Genomic DNA, 24,676 nt, shown 5'->3' with positions numbered 1-24,676 from the left:
CTATAAAATATATTTTCAACAGTATCTATATTATCTCCATATGAAGAATTAAAAATCTAAAAAGAAATTATAAATAGATTATTTTACGACTATTTTAGGTTTGAATGGCTTAGGCTCAGGCAATTTCAAAAATAGTAGAGCAACAAAAACTCTAAGCATTGCTACTGCAAATAGTAATAATCTAATTGCGTAAACCCCAATAATAGAGAAAAAGTATTCAGCAATTATTGAGCCAATACTTGCTCCTACTAAGTATCCTAATCCTTCAATAGCATTATATATTCCTACTGATTTTCTAGCGTTTGAAGAAGAATCGTACAGATAGGATAGATAAGCTGTAGAGTTAACTGAATTAGTGAATCCAGCTACTATATTAGCTAAATAAATCTCATAAATAGTAGTTGAAAGAGCGTAGGCTAAAGGAAAAGTAGCTAAAAGTAATCTTCCAGTGAACATCATAATCTTTCTATGATTATCTACCAGATAACCAATCTTTCTTTGCAAAATTAATGTGGAAATTCCAGATATTACACTAATTATTGCTATTTCCATAAAATTCATATGATATACATAAACTTGAGCCATAGGAAAAAGTGGCCATGCTAAAGACCATACTATACTAAAGAAAAAAGTTATTAAAAGATAATTTTTAAGCTCTCGAGATATTTTTCCAATTTTTATAGAGCTTGGGTCAGAATCTACGTCAAAATTAATTGCTATGTATCCGTCAGTTAAAGTAAGTATTCCAGTGATGATAAAGAACTCTCTTACTAAAGAGAAATCATCTCCTACAATAAAACCCGTTATTAAAGTAGCTATTAATCCACCTAAAGTAGAATAAAAAGAGTACTGAGCTAATATCTTCCCCCTAGAAGTGTAACTAACTTTATCCATTATTAAATACCAACCATATAATGAAATACCCATAAAAGCATCCAAAGTTAGATACATTCCAGTAAAAAGGATATTAAATGGAATAATTGAAAGAATTATCCACAAAATGCCTGTTAAAAATGTACCTAAGGCAACTAGTTTTTTCGCGTTTAAATTTGTGTAAGATAAGAAAAATTGTATAATTGCTGGTAGAACCGTACCTGATGACGAAATTAAACCTAATTGTTCTCCCAAAATTCCACTTGCAGTACTAACGAACGATATGAAAGGTTGAACAAGATTTAATGAGAAATTCTTAATTAAAATATAAGTTCTCAACGGTTTCATAGATACTAACTTAATGGTAACTATTATAACCTAGTTTTTAACGCTAACTGTGAAGATTTACAAGGATTATATTTGGAAATAGAGTAAAGAAAGAATAATTAACTTAGAAAACAACTATAAATATTTAAGTCTTGCTTTTATATACTTTTTCCATAAAATTACTCAGGACTTCCATAACCGCCACCGCCTGGAGTTTCTATAATAACCTCTTCACCTTCATTTATTGTAGTACTAAATTTACTATCTTTAATTTCTTTACCTGCTATCGATATTTTAGCAGTTTTACCATTATCTCCTCCTTTTAAACCCCAAGGTCCTATTTTAAATCTATCAGCTAGAATTGATAAAGTCCCATCAGATAGTAATTTAAAACCTCTAACTATTCCATCTCCTCCCTTGTATTTTCCATTACCTCCACTTTTTTCCCTTATTTGATATCTAGTAAAGAATATAGGATATTGTCTTTCTGCTATTTCTATTGGAGTATTTAAGGTATTAGTCATGTTATTTTGAACTGCAGAAACTCCATCTTCAAATGGTCTAGCACCACTCCCTCCGCCTATAGTTTCGTAATAAGACCAATATTTTCCTCTGTATATTCCGCCTAACATAACGTTCATCATAGTGCCAGAACTGGCAGCAGGAACATCTAAAAATTTCGACAAAGCTAAAAATGTTACATCTGCTACTCTTTGCGAAGTTTCTACGTTTCCTCCTCCTACAGCTGCAGGCTTCACAGGATTTAATATACTACCTTCTGGAGCATTTATTTTTATTATTTGATAAAATCCATCATTTGTAGGAACATCTGAAATCATTGATCTGATAGCAAAAGATGCAGCAGAGTAAGTAACTCCTAAAACTGCATTTAAAGGTCCATCAATTTGTTTATCTGTTCCAGAAAAATCCGCAATTATTTCGTCTTCTTTTATTTCTAGATTTAATTTTAATTTTATCAAATTATTGTCTTTCCACTCTAAGTAATCTTCTGCTTGATATGTTCCTCTTTTCCACGATTTTATTTTATTTAATGTTAGATTTTTTGAATAGGATATTGATTCTTTCCATGCATTTATTGCATTATTATCCTTTTCTATTAACTGTTTTATCCTTTTTATTCCTAATGAATTTGCAGAAATTTGTGCCTTTAAATCACCTAATGATACTTCAGGTACTTTAAAATTATTTTTTATAATACTGATAATTTCACGATTAAGTTCTCCTTTTTTTACTATTTTAGTAGGTGGAATTACTATTCCTTCTTCATATAGCGTTTTAGCATTAGGATTCAAAGATGCTGGCAAAGGCCCACCTACATCAACATGATGAGCTTTATTTATCGCATATCCTATTAATTTTGAATTATAAAAAATAGGAGAAAGAATACCTACGTCATTTAAATGCGTTCCGGAAATATAAGGATCATTAAATATTATAGCATCTCCATCTTCTAATTCCATGCCTTCTTTTTCTAGATAGTTTAATACGTTATCTACACCAATTTTAAACGATCCTAAGTGCACTGGAATGTGTTCAGCTTGCGCAACTATTTTGCCATCTGCTGAAACTATAGCACAGCTATGATCCATTCTTTCTCTAATGTTAGGAGATAAAGCTGATTTCTTTAGATAAACTCCCATTTCTTCTGCTATGTAAATTGTTGCCTTATGAGTAATTTCCCAGCCTTTCATTTCTTACTCACCTTTAGAAATCCCATTTTTTCTACTATGCCTTTCCAATTTGGTTTTATAACTATTGTAGAACTATATTCTTCTATTATAGCTGGACCTTCAACTTCATAACCTAGCGGTAAATCTTCTCTTCTATACACTGGAGTGTCTATCCATTCCCCGTCGAAAAATACTTTTCTATAACTTACTTTAGGATTTCCGGATTCTTTAGGGCAAGGAATCTTAGGTCTAATTGATGGAGTTACTTTAAAGACTCTAATTGTAACTATTTCTATATCTCTATCTAATGTAAATCCATATATTGATTTATGAGTACTTTCAAAATCCTCTTTGATAGTCTTTATATCTTTTACAGGAATTGTTAATTCCCATCCTTGTCCATTATATCTAACATCAGCGTATCTAAGGAAGAAAGTACCTTCTTCTCTTTTGCTTAGAGATTTTTCTAATTCCTCAAAATCTTTTTCTAAATCTTTAGGATAAGATTTTCTAGCCTCGTATTTTTTATCAGCATAGAGCATCCCTAAAGCTGAAAATAATCCTGGATAAGGAGGAATGATAACTTGTGTAATGTTCAATTCATCTGCTAAATCTAAAGCATATTGGGGACCTGCTCCACCATAGGCAAAGAGAGAAAAATTAGAAGGATCATATCCTCTTTCAACAGTAACTAATCTTATAGCTCTAGACATTTCTAGATTTGCCAGCTTAATAGCTTGGTCTGATATTTCAATAACATCTCCTAGTTTTTCTAGTCCTTTTAAGGCTGAATTCTTATCTAAAGGCAAATCTCCTGAAAGCAATTTTTCTCCAATCCTGCCAAGTGCTAGATTTGCATCTGTTAATGTAGGATCTTTTCCTCCTTTACCGTAACAAATAGGACCAGGATCTGCACCAGCACTTATCGGACCTACTCTTAAAGCTTTAGCCTCATCTCTCCAAATTATTGTACCTCCACCTGCAGAAACTTCAGCTAAATCAACAAATGGAAACCTTACCGGATAACCTGATCCTTTCACTACTCTACCGTAATGGGTTCTACCACCTACTTCATACTCAGTGGTAATCTCAATCTCATAATCGACTACTGTTCCAGCTTTAGCTGTTGTTCCTCCCATATCGAAACTGATAGCATTTTTAATTCCTAACTCTTTAGCAAATGAAGCAACTCCAACTACTCCAGCAGCAGGTCCAGATTCAATTATTTGGACTGGTCTTTTCATAGCTTCTTCCGAACTAATTAGACCGCCAGAACTAGCCATAATAAATAATGGCGGATTTCCTATTGAAGATAAGCTTGAAGAAAGAGATTCCAAATATTTGCTAACTATTGGCATAAGTAAAGCATTTATAACAGTTGTGGATGTTCTTTCATATTCTCTAGGCTCTGGAGCTATTTCAGAAGAAATTGAAACATACTTGAAATACTTTTTAGCTATATTGCCTGCAATTTTTTCGTTGTATGGATTCAAATATGAGTGTAAAAAAGATATTGCTAGAGAATCTATATCTAATCCTTTAATTTTCTCTTCTACTTCTTTTTCATCTACTTTAACAACGATATTACCATCTTTATCAGTTCTTTCACTTATTTCAATTCTTAAATCTCTTGGAACAAGAGGATTTGGTTTTTTGAAAAATGGATTATATAGTTCTGGTCTGTTTTGCCTTCCAATTTCAATTATATCCTTAAATCCTTTTGTAGTTAGCAGAGCTACTTTTGGCAATTCTAGATTCATTTGACCTAAGAGACTGTTTGTAGCTATAGTTGTAGCATGAATTATTTCTTGAATCTGAGTAAATTTTTCTAACCCTTTTTTAACTCCTATTTCGGGCGATTTTGGAGTAGTAAGATCTTTATATACAGAAATATTTCCACTACTATCAATTCCTATGAAATCAGTGAATGTACCGCCTACGTCTACTGCTACGATCATAGAAAATAAAAGGGCTTAATAGAATATAAATATAAAATTAAAAGTGTTAAAAAGTTTAGAATTTTATCGTATAAATATTCAAGATTTTTCATACAGGAAACAGTATATATAAAATTATAAAAATATATCAGATAACTATTTAACATGGAACCAGAAGATGCATACTCTATAAAAATTTTATCAGATGTTAGATTAACTGAAAAAGGATTACTACATGTAGAAACTTATATTGAAAATAATAAATATAAATCCTCTATTTTTTTAAATAAAAAGGAATTATTATCCGGTAGCGTTTCACATCCTATATTCAAAGATGATTATTTATATTTTGTAGAAGGAGAGAAAACTAACTCATTAATAAAGCAAGGAGAATATGGAAGTAAAGTAAGCTTATTCTCTTTAGGAAAGATAATTGATTATACTTTTCATGTAAAAGGAATTTTAATTATAGGTGAAGAAAAAGCTGATAAAAAACTTCCTTTCGAAGCCAATACAATAAAATATAGATTTGACAGTAGAGGCTTATTAAGATCAAGAAGAAGTCTCTATCTCTTTGATGGAAAAGAATTAAGAAAAATAGTAAGCGGAAATTTTGACGTAACTGCAGTAGCGACTAATGGAAAAAGAGTAATTATATCATCAACTATGAGTGGAGATGATTACAATCTATCAGATATATTCGAAGTAAATCTAGATAATGGAGAACTTAAGAGAATAACAGAAGGAGAAGGCGAAGTAGACGCAATAGCTATGAACGAACAAGGACAAATAGCTTATCTAGGTCATAGAAAAGGAAAACAGCCTTGGGCAACTAAAGAAATAATCTTTCCAGAAGAAGGAAAAAGCGTAATATGTGGAAATACATGTGGAAATAACGTTTTATCTGACCTATTTGACGGATCAAAAGACAAGATAGTTTTTGAAAAAGATGAAGTTATATCAGAAGGACAAACAAAAGGGTCAACAAATCTATATAAGATCTCAGATAACAAAGCAGAGCAAATTACAGAAGGAAAAATAGTAGTGAAAGGATTTGATTACACAAATGGAAAATTAGCTTATTATTATACAACTCCAGAAAAACCTTCCCTATTATATTATAATAATGAGATATATGATCCAAATCCCAACGTAAAAGGAAAGACTCCAGAAGAAATTAATAATGGAGAAATTGAAGGATGGGCTATAATAACTGGAAAGAATAATCCAATAATTCTATTTATTCATGGAGGTCCTCATACTGCTTACGGCTATTCATATTTTATAGAATTCCAATTTTTTGCAAATAACGGATATAACGTAATATATTGCAATCCTAGAGGGAGCCAAGGATATGGAGAAGATTTTGCGAAAGCATGTGTAGGAGATTGGGGTGGGAAAGATATGGAAGATATACTAAGCTTTACGAAAAAAGTAATAGAAAAATATAATCTATCTGGAAAAATAGGGGTAACTGGAGGATCTTATGGAGGATTTATGACAAACTGGATAATAACTAAAACAAATATGTTTTCTGCAGCTATAAGTGAAAGAAGTATATCTAATCTAGTAAGCATGTGTGGAACTAGCGATATAGGATTCTGGTTCAATGCTATAGAATCTGGTATAGATGATCCGTGGACGCAAGAAAATATCTTAAAACTAATGAAGATATCTCCAATTTATTACGTAAAAAATGTCAAGACTCCTACAATGTTCATACATGGAGAAGAGGATTATAGATGCCCAATAGAGCAAGCAGAACAATACTATACTGCATTAAAAATGAACGGTATACCAACAGTTTTAGTTAGATATCAAGGAGATAGCCATGAACATGCCAGAAGAGGAAAGCCTAATAATATGAGAGATAGACTTCAAAGAAAATTAGAATGGTTTAACAAATACCTTAAATAATTCTCTAGCTTTTTCTTCTCCCTAAAAATACACCAACTACTGCTAATATAAGGCCTATAATTCCTAAAAAGATTCCAGGTACTAATAATATACTTCCTATCGTAAGTAAAGAAGTTATATGTTCAGCCATAAATTCATAATGTACAATAACTGGAGTACTATCATTATTATTTAATTGTATAATCCCACTTTGAGCTGTTGCAGCAGTTAAAATATACGAGTTCTCATCATTAGTTGAAAGAAGATGCGAAAATCCAGTAGGCATACTAACAGATATAGGAGAAGTATAATTGTAAGCAAAAACTGCTATTGATGGTACAGACGTAATAGAGTAAGACACATTAAAAGTATGATGAGGAGAAATAGTAATTACTTTTGCAGTAGATAGCTTTTCTGCATTAAGCAATAAAGACGTAGTTGATGACAAAGCATAAATACCAATAACAGCTAAAACAATACCAATCACAAGCAGAATTATTCCTACTTTAGTTAGTGTATGCATTTTATCACAATTTAATTACACTTTTCTAGTCTAAAAAATTATTCATAGTATATTAGTTGAATATTTCAAAAATATTAGTTTTTATTTAGTAATGAGCAAAATCTAATAATTAGGTATATAAAAGTTATTATTCTATTAACTTATTCAAATATATATGCTAGACAAAGAAATTATATCGTGCGACAAGTGCCCTAGATTACGCGAGTATTCAGAAAATATAGCTAAAATTAAAACTAAAAAATTCAAAGACTGGAGCTATTGGGGAAAGCCATTACCAGGCTATGGAGACGAAAATGCTAAAATACTTATAGTAGGTTTAGCTGCTGCAGCTCATGGAGGAAATAGAACTGGTAGAGTATTTACTGGAGACGAATCAGGAAAATGGGTAATAAAAGCATTATACGAGTTTGGCTTATCTAACTTGGAATACTCTACGAATAGAGATGAAAATTTAGTTCTTAGAGATGTTTATCTTACTAATGCAGTAAAATGTGCCCCGCCGAAAAATAAACCTACTAAAGAGGAAATCTTAAATTGCAATTTATTTCTAAGAAAAGAAATAAATTATTTAAAGAATTTAAAAGTTATAATAGCTCTAGGTAAAATAGCCTTCGACTCAATATGCTTAGCTTATAATGTAAAACTAAAATTTGCTCACGGTCAAATTTATGATATTAATGGAGTAAAATTAATTGCTAGCTATCATCCAAGTGCGCAAAATACTAAGACAAAAAGATTAACCTGGGATTCATGGATTGATATCTTCAGAAAAGCAATAACAATGCTAAATATGGAAGATTAAAGGAATAGACAACCCTATCACGGTTAATATTATTTCTATAATAATTGCAAAAACAAAAGCTAAAATTGCTATTCCTAAAGCTCCCAGCCAACCAACATCAAAAATACTTTTAAAAACAAATAAAATACCTATGAAACCTAAAACCAAACCTAACAAAGGAATACCTATAAAATCTAAAATAAAAATAATAATTCCAAAAACTATTATACCACCTAGCGTAGCTACCATAGCACGCAAAAATGATGAGTCTTTACTGAAAAATTTAGACGCTAACCAAACTGGAATTGAAATTATAATCCACTCTATAATGAAGAAAATTAATGATCTAATTACTTCACTTATCACATACATCCATATAATCATTAATTAGTATGTATAAAAATCTAATTATAAGATACTAATTTTATTTCATGATATATCGATATGCGTACTTAAAAATAAGTTATCATTACGTAAAAAGAATGTATTCATACTGTCATCATGCAGTTAAAAAATCTTACATTAAAAGTTCTTTCTTCTTATAATAGGAGTGTTAATTGGTATATAGTAGGATTAAAACACTACTTAGCATATTAGATTACCTTCCTATACTCTCGGCAGTCTTCTCCATTCTCTTCTTTTATGGTTTAGTTACAGCAATACAAATTTCTTATAAGGAATAGAAGTTTTAGTTAAACATTTGAAGAATGAAAATATTTCTTGTATAAATGGTATTATAACAATTCAAAGAACAAGAATTGAGAATAATGACTTAAACCCAGAATAAGAATTTTAAAGATTGATTTTATCAATCTTTTCCTTATTAGCACTTGGAAGTGTTAAATTGAAAGTGTAGATTACAGTAATATAAGGTAATTGTAATCCATATAATCTTCTTATTATTTTGAATAAATATAGTGAGAGTACTGTATATTTACATTGAGTAGTATTTCCGAATACAATTTCTTTACGTTTCTAATTTTTGTGTATTACATACTAATTTTCATGACTTCACTCTCTACGTATTTATTAATTAGTTCATTTTCTTATAAGCTTCTTCAAGTTCCTTATCTAAAGTTAAAATCTCAGAATTAAGTATAATACTAATTATTAAATGAAGTAAGTCTAACGTTTTCAACTTAACTTTTGGTGCAATTTCACTAACTTTCTTAAATACTTCGTTAAAGTCAATTCTTTCAACCTTTACTCCGACTTTCTTAATAGAATAATTAACAAGGGATTCTACGACAATTTCATCTTTTACCCTACGAGAAAATACTGAATAAAGTTCAGTAACAGTTAATTGGCTTATAATTCTATCACCCTTATCAAGAAGAACTTCTACAGCTTTTTCATGATTAGGATCACTATCAATAACGTAAGCAATAATTACACTCGTATCAACGTAATATTTCATTCTCTTTCACTGATCACTTCTTCTGAAGTTGGTAAATCTAGATCTTTTGGTAATCCTTCTTTTAACCATTTGTTTACTAATTCATCAATTTTCTTTTTCTTTTCTAGCCTTTTTTTAGCCTCATTTAATCCAATCTCCATAATTATATTAAAAGCCTCATTTCTAGAGGATGCAATTCCTTCTTTTACCATTTCTTCAGCTATTTCAAAAATCTCATCTTTAACCTTAATTGTTACAGTTTTCATGTGTCAATATTACTATCCTATTACTTAAATATTACTATAATTAATGTAGTCAGCAAGTCGAGATGAAATTATAGCACTAATCTTTTACATAAGTTATCATAATAACTTACTTATGTAATAGCATGCACATATCTATGCATAATTTAATTTCGTGATAATATGATATACTAAGCCCAAGATAAATGAATTTTTTTCTCGATTTAACAAAAAGATAATAATTATTTGAACACAGTTAATACTATCTTATAGCCAAATGAATTAAAATTCGTAAAGAACTTATATTGACAATAAAACGTAATATCGTATAATGTAATACAATTATTCAACTTAAGATATCGTACGTCTACTATTGGTATCCTAAATGTGAACTCAGAGAAAATTATGGAATTTGCTAGTATAGTAGTGTTTAGAATACAATTATGAAAATTGGTAACTAATATCCAAAAAGTCAATTCATGTAAAAATGCAACTGCTAACATTAGTATTCATTTAGCAACTATTATAATATACTTAAAAGATAGTATTGAGTATAGTGTCGGAATGTAGTTAAAAATTTTACATATATAATTTCTCTTTATCAAGAGAACTTGAAACTAATGTACTGGAAAACCCTAAAAATTATTTTTACCTATCTGGCGACACTATAAATACACTCACGTAAAAATTAAACAAAACACATAAAGATTTTAATATACAAAGAATTAAAATATTTTATCTGATCAAAAATAAGAAAAGAAAAACTATATCATACATTCAGAAAAAAGAACTTATATTTAAATAATTCGTATTGGTAAACAAAATTATGGAAACCAAATATTCTCTAATCGTTTTAACAATAATTATACTAGGTGTACTACAGATAATTCTTCTGCCAGTATATTCGTCAACTCCAGCAATATCAAATACAACCAGAGAAATTAATGGATTTCACTATATTGGAAAAATGCCCAGTAATAAAAATGTTATATTTACGATTTATATACCATTAAAGAACACTAACGAAATATTCTACTATGCTCAAGCAGTTTCTAATCCTTCATCACCATTATATCATAAATTCTTGACAAAGAACCAATTACAACAATTCCTTCCAGCTCAAAAATATGAACAAGTCCTACAGTATTTAAAGGAAAATAATCTTAAAATAATATCTACAGCATTAGATTCAGTAATTGTAGCAGAAGGATCAGTATCTCAAATACAGCAAGCGTTAGGAATTAATATACAGTTATATTCTAATGGAAGCACATCCTATTATATCTCAGAAGGAACACCAAAGATATCTGGAATAACAGTAATAGCTCAAAATCTCACACAAATCTACCTATCACATCCAAATACATTGATAACTCAAAAAGAAATTAAAAATCTAGATAAAAAGCTAGGTCAAATTAATGCTACATCTCCCAAAGAAGCTTACTGGGGAACAGCATTACAAAAAGTATATAATGCTACTAGCTTGTACAAAATAGGAGATGAAGGACAAGGATATAATATAGGAATATTAGACTTTTACGGAGATCCTTATATATTCCAACAGCTAGCATATTATGACAAGATAACAGGATTACCTAATACTAACTTTACTGTAGTTCCAATAGGGCCATATGACCCAGAACTAGGAATATTAACTGGATGGGCTGGAGAAATAAGCTTAGATGTAGAAATTTCACACACAATGGCTCCAAAGGCAAATATTACATTATACATAGCTAATGGTGCGTTACCACTTTCAAGTGATATAGCCTGTATAGATCAATTAGACCAAGTAGATGTACTATCTCAAAGTTTCAGCATACCAGAATCTTTAATATCACAATTCTCTGGAGAGCTATTTTACTCTTGTATATACGAATCCGACGTCTATTATGCATTAGGATCAGCTGAAGGAATAACTTTCTTGGCATCTAGCGGAGATGCAGGAGGCGCAGGATATAGTAATGGACCAGTAGGAACACCAGGATATCCAGCTACTTCACCATTCGTTACCTCCTTAGGAGGAACAACCACTTACATCCAATTTCCAGGCAATTCTTCTCAGACAGCATGGTCAAACTACGGATTCGTGCCAGACGATATAAATTATGGAGGATCAACAGGAGGAATAAGCATAATAGAACCAAAACCATGGTATCAATGGAGTCTTGCAACACCTAATACATATCCTTCAGGAAAAGAAGTACCACAGATTTCAGCAAATGCTAATGTATATCCTGGAATCTATATTATATGCCCTGATAATATTACTTGTATAACTGGAGGAACAAGCGAAGCATCGCCATTAACTGCTGGCTTATTAACTCTAGTAATGAATTATGTTCATTCCAGATTAGGATTAATAAATCCGATTCTAGATGAATTTGGAGAGAACTCCACAATATATCCTAAAGTATTTAATCCAATAACGTTTGGATATAACATACCTTGGACAGCATCTTATGGATATAACCTTGTAACAGGCTGGGGAACATTAAACATAGGAAATTTTGCATACTACTATAATCAAATAATTAGTCAAAAAACATTAAGTATTGAAGTAACCGTATTAAATTCTACTGGAGAAACTCCAATACAAACATATCCAGATGAGACAATTGAAATACTAGCCAATATTACATATAATGGAACAGAAGTAACATCTGGCGTATTTAATACTGTGATAAGTAGTATAGAAGGAAACATATCTACTGCTAGACTAGTTTATAATCCTGCATTAAAACAGTGGACAGTTAATATAACTTTACCTTCCAATGCTAATGGAATTTTAGACGTCAATGTTTATGGCAAATATAATGGGACTTCAGGATATGGATTTGATGAAATGTTTTCTGGATATTTTGCTGAATTTATATCTCCACAAACTTTTGTTCCAGCATTTAATAGTAACATTGTATTGTGTGCTACCAATTCTTCTGGAGAATTAGCTAATTATAGAAATATTTCTGTAACCATTTATTATTATAATATTTCTACCAATACATATAGTCCAGTAACTACCATAAATGCTACTTTTTCGCCATTAATAGGTGCTTGGTACGTCCAAATGCCACAATTACAACCAGGTGATTATCTTATAATAGCCAATAACGTGTTCGGCTATGTAGCGTTCACATATGGAGTAGAGTTGCAAAGCCTATTCATTTTACCACAAGTTATTTCTGAACCTGGAGTAGTTTATGGAGGACAATCAATAATTATCGAAGGTTTGCCTGTTCCACCTCCATCATTATCTGGCATTATGTCAGAAGCAACGGGAGATTCGTTAACGACGAACTTAATGGAAGGCTCTAATCTTACTGCAGAGTTGGTAAATCAGCAAGGAGTAGTAGTTAGTTCTGCTCAGATTTTCTATTCTTCAAGTTTAGGGGAATATTTTGGATATCTACCAGTTCCAACTAATGCTACACCAGGATTATATACTATCATGCTATATTCTAGCTATAATTCAATAACATTATCACAGTATATTAATGGAAGCTTTTATGGACAAATTTATGTTGGTAAGCCTAATATTGTAAGCATAAAGCCTATTTCATATGCATACGAGGGAGAGACTCTACAGATATATGCTAATATAACGTATCAGAATGGAACTGAGGTTAAATACGGAATGTTCTCAGCTACAGTATATCCTAGATCGTTATCGTCAGAATACACTGATATTAGTATAGAAGTTGAGTTACCATTATGGTACAATGCAAAATTAGGTTTATGGTACGGTAACATTACTTTACCATCTACATATTCTGCTGGCAATCTTACATATCTTGAAGGTTTAGAATATTATGGTGCTCCATTTGAAATATTGATTACTGGAGAGTCTTCAAACGGATATGTTACTTCTACTTCTTTATCTAATGAGTTCACATTTTACATTTTGCCATATACTGAAATAGAAGGACAAACTATAACTGATCCTCAAACTTATGATGTAGCATTAATTAATGATAAAATAATATTTAATGGAACCTTAGCTAATGATATTCTAATAAATGATACAATAGAAGGAAATGTTATTATAACAAATAGTAACGTAACTAACGTAACTTTCACAAATTCTCAAGTCACGATAATTTCGTCAAAAGCTTATGACATAAAAGCAATAAATTCAAATATTAGTCTTATAGATACTACAAATTATGGAATTTCATTAGAAAACTCTCAGATTACTACACAAGACTCAGTAGTAACTAATATTTCTCCATCACCCGCAAAAATAGAATTAATATCACCTACTACTTCACAGACTAATAATTTAACTGGAATAATTAAAATAGAATTTAACGTAATTGGGCAAGATATAAAAGAAGTAGAACTTATGCTAAATGGCGAAGTAATAAAAACCTATACAATTAATGGAACATTAACGTATATGCTTAATACTTCAGTGTATCCAGATGGAACCTATAAATTACAGATAGTTGCAATACAAAATGATAATATTGTTAGTAATATATCAACAAGTTTGACATTCCAGAATTCTATTATCAAATTAAATTCCAATGAGAAGAACTTAAGCTCAACGATATCTACGTTAAACTCTTCTATATCATCTTCCTTATCTAGTATAAATCATAGTATATCTTCAGAAAACTCTAAAATTAGTAGTGTTAGTACCATAAATTATGTAAGTTTAGCTATAGCAATAATAGCAATAATCATTGCAATCGTAGCCCTAATAAGAAGAAAATAATAAATCTATATTCTTTTTTTCTATAATTTGTTAATCTATTTTTATTTTAAAAGTTTTCAGTAGCCAAGTATCCAAAGAAAAATCATAAAACTTGCCTTCAAAGGGAATTGCTTTTCCATCAAACATATCAGCTAATTTTTCACATATCTCGTATTCTGATTGTCTCTTGCCTGCAACGTTTATTATACCTCTGGCATCCTTTTTAATTAAAGTAGTAACAACATAGCCTAAATCCCTTAAAGTTAGAGGAGAAAGGTAAAGATTAGAGTTACATCTTATAATTCTCTTTTTTATTAAAGTTTTTATAAAAAAATTAAGAAATCCTCGGTTGATTAGTTGGCCTAATCTTAATATTAAATAATTTCCAAGAGAGGCTATACTGCTTTCTCCGACTAGTTTAGTTAAACCGTAATAATTTAGAGGAGATGGAACAGACGTTTCTGAATAATAGCCTTTTTTACCATCAAAAATCATATATGTTGAGAAATATACATTTAATGCACCAATTTTATTTGCTGCTCTAGCAATATTAATTGCGAACCAAGTATTAAAATTCCACATAGAACGATTATCATATGTTGTCTCTAAAGTATGAATTATAATATCAGGCTTTTCAGAATATACTTTTTTAGGAGAATCTATCAATATGAATTCTTCATCGTCAAAAGCTTGCGCAATAGCCTTTGCAATATCACCTTCATCAGTCACTCCAATCATAAGCATGATATAATAAATACATAATAATAAACATTAGTTAGAATTTGCTATTTAACAATTTGAAGTATTGCTTCAATATCTTCTAAATTCTTTTCATAAGCGTTCAAGAGAAAATTAAACTGATCATCATTTACAATACTTATAATTTCATTCTTATATTCCATAATTTCGTTAGAATTAAGTATTCCTAGCTTGTATAAATCTGATACTAAAAATAATACGTTAAATCTAATATGCTTATCACTAAACTTTAGTAAAGATAATAAATAATTTTTTCTACTTTCAACGTCATTCTTACTTATAAGACCTAACTTTATCATTTGTCCAACTAAAGACCATCCAGCAATTCTATCTAACTCATTACCTTCTAGAAAATGTAAAAAATCATTTTTGTATTTCATAATATCATCTAAAGTTATTACATTTAAATTTACTAATTCAGTAACCAAAAGCCATCCCTCTGGAGAATTTAAAGTAGAAAGAAACTTTTCCTTATCTACTTCCTTTAATTCAATTATATTCTCTTTCATAACTTGAGGAAGCAATTTCCAGGCATGAAGTCTTACTGTTTCATCTTCATAATTTAATAATTCTATAAATTTTACTTTCAAATTCTTCAATTGATCGATAGAAACAATATTATTACTTAGTAACCATTCGACTTTAAACCAAGCATCTAGTCTATCGTAAGGGTTTTCAGCAGAAAGAAGTTTTATATAGTCTACCATACTTTAATACCTCGCGCTAATATCAAATAAAACTATTCTTCTTTATTTCAAGAAAAATCAAAAAAGTTATTTATTTAAATATCATTTATACTAATTAAAGATAAAAGTGTCTTTATACTTTATCTAGATTATACTAAACAAAGTTTAATAAGTATGGTGAGAAATGTATATTTGACCACAAATGCCCAAACCATATTTAGCAATAAACATGGCATTATTAAGAAATGAACCTAAAACATTCGATATGTTCGGATCAATAGGACCAAAAGTATGCATGGTAACAGCAAGACATCCAGGATTTGTAGGATTCCAAAACCACATACAAGTAGGAGTAGTTCCATTCGGAACTAGATACGGCGGAGCAAAACCAGACATGACAAAAGAACAAAGCACAGTAGGAGTATATCAGTACACATTCTGGAAAGATTGGAAAGACCACGAAGAAATGCACAAACAAAATTGGTCATACATATTTAAACTATGCTACTCATGCTCATCCCAAATAGTATGGGGACCTTGGGAACCACTATACGAAATAGTATACGCAAACATGCCAATAAATACTGAAATGACAGACTTCACTACAGTAGTAGGAAGAAAATTCGCAGAAGGAAAACCAATGGAAATCCCACCAATATCTCAACCGTTCGGAAAAAGATCAGTAGCATTTGCTGAACATATTGTAAAACCAGGTAAAGAAAAACAATTTGAAGATGCAATAATCAAAACACTAGAAATGTTCAAGAGAGCACCAGGATTCTTAGGAGCTATGGTACTTAAAGAAATAGGCGTATCTCCATTAGGAAGCTTACAATTTGGAGCTAAAGCATTCCATGAAGCATTAGAAACTGATGGAAGCAATGTACCAGATCCAAACAATACAGTATTCGAAGCACCAGAAGCTAAACCAACACCACCAAACTACATAGTCCACGTAGAATGGTCTGGACCAGACGCATTACAGTTCGGTATGGGTAGAGTACTAATAAGCCCAGAATACAGAGCAGTACATGATGAAGCTTTAGACACATTAATATACGGACCATACATAAGAATATTAAATCCAGTAATGGAAGGAACATTCTGGAGAGAATACTTAAACGAATAAACTATTTTTTAAATAGCTTTTTAACTATTTTTTGTATTATTTTCTCATATTCAATGAATATTTTTAAATACTAGAATTGCTGAATAAGTAAGTATGGGATATCCCTACGGTAATTATCCAAATAACCCTTACGGTCAGCCATACGGACAACCATATGGGCAACCTTATGGACAACCATACCAACAAAATTCAGCATTTAATATGATGATGTGTGCTCAACCAATTGGATTGGGCGGAAAACAAATGACAATACCAATACAACATCCAATTGATTTACAATACGTAGCACAACAAGCTACAATGTACCTAATGAGCCAAGGTATGCAAGCATATCCAATGGTAGGTCAAAATATGGCTGTTATTCAAGCCCAACATTCTAGTTTATTAGGAGATCTAACAGCAGGAAATAAATCCTATACTATAAGGATATGTGAAGGACAAGGATATGTAATGGTAGAAACAGGAATAGCAAACTTAATGCAGGATTTATTAACAGTAGGTGCTACTGCAGGAGGAACTTATCTTATTGGGGATGACCTATTGCATAGCAAATTAGCAGAATTAGCAGGAGGAGGAGCATCTGCACTTGATTTATACCATATGTACCAAGAATTTAGTAATGAAGAGCAATTAATGAGCACAATAATGATGTTAGTTACATCTGCACCTCCTCCACCAGGATACCCGCAGCCAACACAGCCTGGATATCCACAGCCTGCATATCCACAACCATATGGACAACCACAATATGGAACTCAAGCATATCCTCAACCATACGCACAACAATATCCTCAGCCTCAACAACCCCCAGTACAGGCACCACAGCAACAAACACCCACACAACAAGCAACATCAACTCCAAAACAAACAGTACAACAATCTAAAACAATTAAATGTTGGAAGTGTGGAGAAGAAAACCCAGAAGGATCAAAATTCTGCTCAAACTGCGGAGCGTCCTTGAGTCCAGTAAAATGTCCTAAATGCGGATACGTAAATAATCCAGGGGCAAAATTCTGCTCAAACTGTGGAAATAATTTATTAGTTCAAGAAAGTAAATAATTTATTAATAAATAATACATTTCTTAGTTTATTTCTCTTTATAATCCCATTAGTCTAAATATGGCATAAGTTGGCTTAGGTATATTAAAAGTTGTAATTCCATGCTCTGGATGTTTTATCTCTATAGTTTGTGGCCTTAAGATAGCTACTTCTACTCTTCTGCCTTCTATAGCATTAACTAGGACACCTACTAGTTTAAGTTCATGGGGGGTTGTATAATGTCCAATCCTTAACGTAATTTTTTTCTCATTCTCTAAAATAAAGTCTTTAAAGTTACCTAATTGAGATATTTTATTTTGTCTAAGTTTTCTTCCAAAGTCTTCTATATCAATAAATCTTATACACTTATATCTTCTTTCGTCAGTTGCTCTAGGTTTTTCAAATAAATTAAGAAGATGAATATTATATTTCTTAGCTAAAGCTTTTATTTCTGGCTCTATTTTTCTAGCTAACTTTATAACTTTTACTATATCAACCTTATCTTCCTCACGGTATATTCTTATATTTAGTGCAAAATCCCTAAGTTCTTGATAGGAACCTATTAAGATTTCAGCTTTTTGCATTTCTTCATCCTTAGATAACTTAGTTCTAACAAAATTTTCCCAAAGGTCTCTAAATTCTTCTCTTCTTTGATCAATAAATTCTAATAAATCTTCAGTTTTATTATAAGCTCTTACAACTTCCATAGTTAAGTCTCCTTGCAACCTAATTGTTAATCCATCAACAAAATTGAATTTTTCATAATAATGATAATTAAAGCCCATGCATTTTCTTATTTCTGATTCTGAATCGTAGTAAAGATAACAAGTTCTAACTGGCATGCAGAAAATTTTTTGTGTAGTTTCATCTATTCCAGCAACATAACTTGCTGGCCTTTCGTAACCTAAATCAAAATAAACATAACTTCCAGCCTTAACTATTTTTCTATTTAAGTTAAATGCAGTATTAAATCGTAAAAAATGTTGAAGACTTAAAAAACAGTCAAAATATGTCTGCAATTCGTCTATACTAATCTTCTTCTCTATAGTTTGGTCTAAGACCTCTTTGCACTCCATTTAATCTAGACCTCTCACCCTATTTACCGTAGTTACGTCTACTACTTTATCCTCCATTTCTTTTTTCTCTTCTTTTTCTATTTCCTTAACAATTAACTGTTGCATATACTCTACTCTCTATTATTGTATTTAAAGATAACTTTAAATACTGTTTACTAAGCGGTACTACTCACTTAGCTTATACTAATAAATAAATCTAGAAGTAGACAACAAAATAAAAAATGTTAAGAAAAAATATACGTATTTATTGTAGTTAAATTTTTAAATAGTTAAAGATGCGTGAAACTTCACATTAAAAGCTGAATTAACTAGAAGCCTACTGTACATCTTCTTAAACATTACATAATTTCTGTTAATATCGAATACTACTTTAGTATCTCTAGAATTCTTGTCAAACCTTAATATTCCACCATCATCTCCACCTTCCATAATACATAAAACACCTTGAGAATACATAGGTAAATAAATGCCTTTAGTCTCCCTTAGAAATGACGATACAGCATTTTCAGCAGAAACCATAGCTGATCTTGCAGTTTTAGCTGGGACCATACCTATAGCTGAATCACCTAAAGCATAGACATTCTTATATGCTTTAAAAGTAGGTAATTCCACTTTAACGAAATTGTTAGCTAGTTCCAATCCGCTATTTCTTACAACCTCAGGAGCTGAAAGAGTAGGTAAAACGCTCTTAATATCCGCATAAACTTCAGTTCCATCATTCAATACAACTTTATCTTTTTTAACTTCCTTCACATATTTACCTTTTAATATCTTTATACCTCTCTTCTCAAAATATTTATTTGCTTTTTCTGATACCCAATCAAAAGGCAAAATGCCAAAAACACCTTTAGGACTCTGAGTAGAAAGATAAATTTCTCTGTCTTTATTTCTTTTCCTCAAAATATACTCCGCAATCAAAGCAACTTGATATGAAGGACCTTCAATAGGACTGGCCTGAGCATTACCTACAAATACCTTAACACCATCTTCAGCTTCATATAATGCTTTTTTTAAACCCAAAAAACCGTCTAAAGTATGGTGCATAAAAGCAAACTCATGTCCTGGAATTTTCTCAAAATTCTCTTCATAACCTCCACCTAATGCTATGAATAAATAATCATAATCAAAAGTACCTTTAGAAGTCTTTACTTCATTAGAATTTAAAGATATACCTTCTACTTCAGCTTCAACAAAATTTACGCCTTTTTTCTCCATAACGTCTTTTGCATTAAATTCAGTATCCTCTACCTTAACTTCGTCAGTAAGGAGGAGAGGGAAAATAGTATTTTCCCTAACTAGGCTAGATTTAGAAACAATTTGTATATCTATATCTTTAGAATGCTCTCTTATCCTATGAGCTACTGTTAAACCTGCATATCCAGAACCTAAGATTAAAACTTTCACGGGGTTTAACTACATTTTAGAAAATTTAAGATTTAATAATAGATTGAGCATACAGACCTTTAGTTGAATAAATATTTCGAAAAAATATCAATAGATCTAACATTAAAATTTAGCTCCTAATTTCATTAACTTTTTATCATTACTTATCAATTCTCCTACCTTTTCTGCTAAATAAAAATGAAAAGAATCCTCAAAATCTAATTTATACTTGCTTTCAACTTCTACTATTTTCATTAATTCGTTTGTCTCTAAATGAACAAACCTAATTCCTAGATCATTAAAAAAGCTCATTACATGAACAAAAACTTCCTCAGGCTTTTCTTTAGTTAGCTTACTTAAAAGAATTATAATCTCAAATATAGTCAATTCACTAGTATAAATTTCATCAGTTGTCTCAAACCAATTCTTAGATCTTTCAAAATATTTGGGATGTTTTGTAAGAAAATAGATAAAAACATTCACGTCGAAATATCTTTTAACCATTTTTTGCTCCTCTCATCTATAGCTTCATTAAGTAATTCATCTACATCTTGAGTAAATTCGCTCCAATTAACGTTAAAATATCCGGCATACTTATCCAAAATCTTATATTTATCTTTACTCTGGATTATTATCATATTATTCTCTACTTTTAGCTTTACTACATTAGTTATGTTCAATTTTTCTCTAACCTCTTTAGGAATTAATATTCTTCCTTTTTCATCTACCCTAACTTCATATTCCATAAGTACACTTTAATTCCCACTAATATAAATCTTCCTAAATTTTGATAACTCTCAAATGTAAACAGTATGTGAGAGATTTAAGCTATGATCTTGAATACTTGATCTTAACATTTCCCATTGATCTAATGAAAGGAATTTTTAAGACACCTTACATACTAGATAGTATAATGACTTAGCAAATTTCTTGAATAATTATTAACTTTGTATTTTAGTAATACTATTTACGCATAAACCCAACATCATGTTAGGTCATATCTTAATTTAATATTATAAATATAATATGAATCTTTAATAAACAGATTTTAGTATTTTTCTCATAAGACTATTGGATTTATTATAGTTTAGATGACAAAAATATGAGTTTGAGTTAGCTTTAATATATTATAACCTCACAATACCTAAGCGCATAAAAATGAAAGTAAACGAGTTGCAACCAAGGAAAAACGCAACAGTTACAGTAAAAGTAGTTAACAAAGGAGAAGCTAAGCAAGTTATGAGCAAAGATGGATCTTCTCACAAAGTTGCAGACGTTCTAGTAGGAGATGAAACTGGAAGCATATTATTTAGTGTATGGGATGATAACATAGACAATGTATCAGAAGGAGACGTCATAGACGTTACTGACGGATACGTTACAGTAGTTAGAGGATCAATGAGGTTAACATTAGGTAGGCAAGGAAAAATGGAAAAGACTGATAAAACTATAGATAATGTAAATACTGAAAACAATCTTTCTAATAAACAAGTAGAAGATAATTATAGACCTAGAAGATTTAATAGTAGAAGATTCTAAACTAAAAATTTATTTGAACTTACTCCATGTGACACGTAAATCATTGAAGAAGATAAGGATTTTATTTTTTCTACACTTTTCTTTAATTCATCAAATTTTTCGTAAATGCTAGGGTATCTTAAACCTTGTCTAGTACCTTGTAAAGTATCTCCTACAATTACAGCATTAAGATCTCTTAAGAAAATGCTTATCGAATCTGAAGTATGACCTGGAGTCTTTATTATCTCTATTCCTTCTTCAATTTCGCCTTCTTTTAAAATCATATCCGGATTAACTCCTTCAGTTCTCTTAAAGAAGAAAGGTTTGCCTATAGAAAAAACAAATTTCAAAAAAGTAGAATGAAGTACAGGCTCTCTTACTAGACCTTTTTCCAGATAATCTTTTCCATTCTCATCTATGCAAAATTTTGAATCTAAATTAATTCTTAACTCATGAGCTCCTCCTATATGATCTTGATGCGAATGAGTAAATATAACGTAATCAATTTTCTTAACTCCTACAGAGTTAACATAATTCAGTATTTTATTCCCACTTCCGGGAGTACCTGCATCAACTATTATTCCTCTATTTCCTTCCATTTCAATAAGAAATGATTTTACAAATCGTAAAGGTATCTCATGAATCTTTATAACTTTAGTCATAAACTCTCATTTCCTTTAGTTTAATACGATCTTAAATATAAAAACTATTTCATAAGTTAGATAGTATTTACATTAATAAGTTAGAAACTTTTATAGTATACTAGTACATTGACTAGTACATTGATCTCTGTCATAAGTCTCTTAGATTTTTCAGCTATATTCTTTTCCTATTTCCCACCTAAAAAAGATTCATGAGTTATTACCGTGATATTTCAAGAAAAAGTAAGAATATTCGTTCAATATTTCTCATTCATTCGGTGCTATTATCCTTTCTTTATTTTTCTTCATTTTTAAGATAACATTTTTAGTTAGTTTTATAATACTTTTTTGATTAGGCTTTCTTTTTGAGAATAGATAAAATTTTGTAATCGTTTTAAATCTAATTCTTCTTATATAAATCATAGAACCTATAAAACCTACTAATATACCTGGACCAACAATAAAGGATGGAATATGCTCTACTACTACTGGAAGCTCCAATGCAACATAGAAAAGCATTACTACTAATATATAAAATGTAACTCCATGTCCTGCTATATCTACTATTCCGTTCCAAAACTCCCTTATTAGTTTACTCTTTAGATTATGCGCTCTAATTATAATTTCTCCGAGTAGAGTATAATATACTCTTACCATTTCTATAGTAAACCTTAATAGAAGTACTATGGCTAAAAATACACTAAACGCAAAGAACGGATAGAATAACCATGAAATACGTAGAGGAGATAATATCGCATCTTCAAATCTATATAATGTAGGAAACAAAAAGAAAGGAACAATTATATAAAACGTGATTTGAATAAAACTTTTCAGTAGTGTCGACTTGCTTATTGGCGTTATATTTTTTACTACGGTTTTGTTGAACCAAGATATTGCTAAATCCATTTGTAAAAGAACTTTAGAGTTACTATACGTTCTATTAAGTAACTTACGTATTCTGTCTACTCTAGGTATGATAACGCTAGCTAGTATAGAAGATAAAATCACTACAACTATTGAAATAATATAAACTGCATATATGTTTATACCTTGTTGAATGGCATCTAAACTGGTTATTATTCCAAACTCACTCAATGGAATCATATAAATTCCATCGACGAACGAATCTACAAATCTAGAACCAGTGATCCAATTAGCTGTACTAAAGGAAAAATACTTAATTAATATAATCAGGAATGAGATTAACATAAAAGTAGTAATGCTTATGTTTATTTTTAATAATCCTCCTACGGATAGAAAGAAGAAAATAAGAGCAAATTCTCTTATTGGAGAAATATATTGTATTACTTTCCCGCTTCCACTAACTGATGAAAAAGCTATACCAGCTAATATCATGGTTAAAGTTTCAGGTACTCCAGTAATTTGAGATATAGCTGCAAAGATAAAGACTAGAGCTATTGGTAATAACGTTAGAATGCTTTCGTCTTCTATTCTAGACGGTTTGAAGAGTACTCTATTCAAGAAGAATTTAGCAAAGACATAAATCATGAAGGAAGCAATTACTACTTGTAGTACGATAGAGATTATTTTAGTTAGAGAAAAAGAACCGCCTAAGGCAACGAGTATAGAATATATGAAGAATACTTCTATATCTTCTATTGATGCTACTGCAATTAATAAATCAAATTTTTTATTTCCTCCAGTTAGTTTATAGATTATTGATGTGCTAGTATCTATCGAAGCTAGGATTAGAAAGGCTGACCCTATTGTTCCTAAGTGAAGTATAAAGATTCCGGTATAGTAAGAGATCATAACTATTAGTGTCATTTCTACTAAGGCTATAGTTAATGCTCTAGTAAATAGTTCTCTGGCTTTAGAAATATCAAATCCTGATCCAATTTCAAAGGCTATCAAGTTTAATGCTAAGGAAGTTATCAAAGAGAAGTATGGAGAATTGAAGTTTATTCCTAAATAGGATGTACCGATTACTCCCGCCAATAAATACGCTATTATTGGAGAGATTTTGAGTTTAGATAAAATGAATGCTAAACCTAGCGCTAGAAGCAATATAAGTCCAAGATTTTCATAATTCATGCTCAGAAAAGTTTTAGATGATAAGGATA

The 24,676-nt window shown here is 30.5% G+C and carries 21 protein-coding genes; 6 read left to right on the top strand and 15 right to left on the bottom strand.

From position 1 onward, the window contains the following. Positions 1 to 78 precede the first annotated feature (78 nt). The 3 genes from B6F84_RS12245 to B6F84_RS12235 all read right to left on the bottom strand — a co-directional run bounded on the left by B6F84_RS12245 (position 79) and on the right by B6F84_RS12235 (position 4,849). A complete protein-coding gene (locus B6F84_RS12245; protein ID WP_148692497.1) occupies positions 79 to 1,221 on the bottom strand; it encodes an MFS transporter in 1,143 nt (380 codons plus the stop codon). A 158-nt stretch (positions 1,222 to 1,379) separates the two neighbouring features. Continuing rightward, the gene (locus tag B6F84_RS12240) at positions 1,380 to 2,912 is read right to left on the bottom strand and encodes a hydantoinase B/oxoprolinase family protein (RefSeq protein WP_148692496.1); all 1,533 of its coding nucleotides are present in this window, start codon (positions 2,910 to 2,912) and stop codon (positions 1,380 to 1,382) included. Next, entirely contained in the window at positions 2,909 to 4,849 is a 1,941-nt protein-coding gene (locus B6F84_RS12235) for a hydantoinase/oxoprolinase family protein (RefSeq protein ID WP_148692495.1), read from the bottom strand. The genes B6F84_RS12240 and B6F84_RS12235 overlap by 4 nt, the downstream gene beginning before the upstream one ends. A gap of 144 nt (positions 4,850 to 4,993) precedes the next feature. On the opposite strand from B6F84_RS12235, the gene B6F84_RS12230 reads away from it, so the two are divergent. Beyond that, on the top strand, positions 4,994 to 6,745 hold the full coding sequence (locus B6F84_RS12230) for a S9 family peptidase (protein ID WP_148692494.1): 1,752 nt from the start codon (positions 4,994 to 4,996) through the stop codon (positions 6,743 to 6,745). A 4-nt stretch (positions 6,746 to 6,749) separates the two neighbouring features. On the opposite strand, the gene B6F84_RS12225 is transcribed toward B6F84_RS12230, so the two are convergent. Then, positions 6,750 to 7,247 (bottom strand): hypothetical protein, encoded by a 498-nt coding sequence (locus B6F84_RS12225; protein WP_148692493.1) that lies wholly within the window; start codon positions 7,245 to 7,247, stop codon positions 6,750 to 6,752. A 154-nt stretch (positions 7,248 to 7,401) separates the two neighbouring features. On the opposite strand from B6F84_RS12225, the gene B6F84_RS12220 reads away from it, so the two are divergent. Continuing rightward, complete coding sequence (locus tag B6F84_RS12220; protein ID WP_148692492.1) at positions 7,402 to 8,049, top strand: uracil-DNA glycosylase; 648 nt, start codon at positions 7,402 to 7,404, stop codon at positions 8,047 to 8,049. Here B6F84_RS12220 and B6F84_RS12215 read toward each other — a convergent pair. From B6F84_RS12215 to B6F84_RS12205, 3 genes are all read right to left on the bottom strand, one after another. Further along, the gene (locus B6F84_RS12215; RefSeq protein ID WP_148692491.1) at positions 8,032 to 8,400 is read right to left on the bottom strand and encodes a hypothetical protein; all 369 of its coding nucleotides are present in this window, start codon (positions 8,398 to 8,400) and stop codon (positions 8,032 to 8,034) included. The two genes, B6F84_RS12220 and B6F84_RS12215, sit on opposite strands and share 18 nt — an antisense overlap. A 661-nt stretch (positions 8,401 to 9,061) precedes the next feature. After that, positions 9,062 to 9,445 carry a type II toxin-antitoxin system VapC family toxin gene (locus B6F84_RS12210; RefSeq protein WP_148692490.1) on the bottom strand — a complete coding sequence of 128 codons (384 nt, stop codon included), beginning with the start codon at positions 9,443 to 9,445 and terminating at the stop codon, positions 9,062 to 9,064. Continuing rightward, positions 9,442 to 9,690: a VapB-type antitoxin gene (locus B6F84_RS12205; protein WP_148692489.1), complete on the bottom strand. Its 249-nt coding sequence runs from the start codon at positions 9,688 to 9,690 to the stop codon at positions 9,442 to 9,444. Before B6F84_RS12205 ends, B6F84_RS12210 begins: the two co-directional genes overlap by 4 nt. 823 nt (positions 9,691 to 10,513) lie before the next feature. On the opposite strand from B6F84_RS12205, the gene B6F84_RS12200 reads away from it, so the two are divergent. Continuing rightward, on the top strand, positions 10,514 to 14,383 hold the full coding sequence (locus B6F84_RS12200) for a protease pro-enzyme activation domain-containing protein (protein WP_148692928.1): 3,870 nt from the start codon (positions 10,514 to 10,516) through the stop codon (positions 14,381 to 14,383). A 30-nt stretch (positions 14,384 to 14,413) separates the two neighbouring features. Here B6F84_RS12200 and B6F84_RS12195 read toward each other — a convergent pair whose 3' ends face one another. Continuing rightward, positions 14,414 to 15,100 (bottom strand): sugar nucleotide-binding protein, encoded by a 687-nt coding sequence (locus tag B6F84_RS12195; protein WP_148692488.1) that lies wholly within the window; start codon positions 15,098 to 15,100, stop codon positions 14,414 to 14,416. Between the two features lie 47 nt (positions 15,101 to 15,147). Next, a complete protein-coding gene (locus tag B6F84_RS12190; protein WP_148692487.1) occupies positions 15,148 to 15,828 on the bottom strand; it encodes a hypothetical protein in 681 nt (226 codons plus the stop codon). Between the two features lie 181 nt (positions 15,829 to 16,009). Between B6F84_RS12190 and sor the strand changes: the two genes are divergently transcribed. Both sor and B6F84_RS12180 read left to right on the top strand, forming a co-directional pair. After that, entirely contained in the window at positions 16,010 to 16,936 is a 927-nt protein-coding gene (gene sor, locus B6F84_RS12185; RefSeq protein WP_148692486.1) for a sulfur oxygenase/reductase, read from the top strand. 93 nt (positions 16,937 to 17,029) lie between these two features. Further along, positions 17,030 to 17,995: a zinc ribbon domain-containing protein gene (locus tag B6F84_RS12180; protein ID WP_148692485.1), complete on the top strand. Its 966-nt coding sequence runs from the start codon at positions 17,030 to 17,032 to the stop codon at positions 17,993 to 17,995. 38 nt (positions 17,996 to 18,033) lie between these two features. Here the strand turns inward: B6F84_RS12180 and B6F84_RS12175 are convergent, their stop codons facing one another. The 4 genes from B6F84_RS12175 to B6F84_RS12160 all read right to left on the bottom strand — a co-directional run bounded on the left by B6F84_RS12175 (position 18,034) and on the right by B6F84_RS12160 (position 21,179). Continuing rightward, on the bottom strand, positions 18,034 to 19,050 hold the full coding sequence (locus B6F84_RS12175; protein ID WP_148692484.1) for a hypothetical protein: 1,017 nt from the start codon (positions 19,048 to 19,050) through the stop codon (positions 18,034 to 18,036). Positions 19,051 to 19,311: 261 nt separating this feature from the next. After that, entirely contained in the window at positions 19,312 to 20,454 is a 1,143-nt protein-coding gene (locus B6F84_RS12170; RefSeq protein ID WP_148692483.1) for an NAD(P)/FAD-dependent oxidoreductase, read from the bottom strand. Between the two features lie 102 nt (positions 20,455 to 20,556). Continuing rightward, positions 20,557 to 20,937, bottom strand: coding sequence for a type II toxin-antitoxin system VapC family toxin (locus tag B6F84_RS12165; protein ID WP_148692482.1), 381 nt, complete (start codon positions 20,935 to 20,937; stop codon positions 20,557 to 20,559). Next, positions 20,913 to 21,179: an AbrB/MazE/SpoVT family DNA-binding domain-containing protein gene (locus B6F84_RS12160; protein ID WP_148692481.1), complete on the bottom strand. Its 267-nt coding sequence runs from the start codon at positions 21,177 to 21,179 to the stop codon at positions 20,913 to 20,915. The genes B6F84_RS12165 and B6F84_RS12160 overlap by 25 nt, the downstream gene beginning before the upstream one ends. 412 nt (positions 21,180 to 21,591) lie before the next feature. Here B6F84_RS12160 and B6F84_RS12155 point away from each other — a divergent pair, with 412 nt between their 5' ends. Next, positions 21,592 to 21,972, top strand: a complete 381-nt coding sequence (locus B6F84_RS12155) for a single stranded DNA-binding domain-containing protein (protein ID WP_148692480.1) — start codon at positions 21,592 to 21,594, stop codon at positions 21,970 to 21,972. Here B6F84_RS12155 and B6F84_RS12150 read toward each other — a convergent pair. Both B6F84_RS12150 and B6F84_RS12145 read right to left on the bottom strand, forming a co-directional pair. Further along, entirely contained in the window at positions 21,969 to 22,601 is a 633-nt protein-coding gene (locus B6F84_RS12150; protein ID WP_148692927.1) for an MBL fold metallo-hydrolase, read from the bottom strand. The genes B6F84_RS12155 and B6F84_RS12150 overlap by 4 nt on opposite strands. Positions 22,602 to 22,859: 258 nt before the next feature. Further along, positions 22,860 to 24,647, bottom strand: coding sequence for a cation:proton antiporter (locus B6F84_RS12145; RefSeq protein ID WP_148692479.1), 1,788 nt, complete (start codon positions 24,645 to 24,647; stop codon positions 22,860 to 22,862). Positions 24,648 to 24,676: the final 29 nt, after the last annotated feature.

The sequence above is a fragment of the Acidianus manzaensis genome, from assembly GCF_002116695.1.
GTDB classification, from domain to species: domain Archaea; phylum Thermoproteota; class Thermoprotei_A; order Sulfolobales; family Sulfolobaceae; genus Acidianus; species Acidianus manzaensis.
The sequence above is the reverse complement of the archived record's forward strand: the minus strand, read 5'-3'. Positions and strand labels throughout refer to the sequence as shown.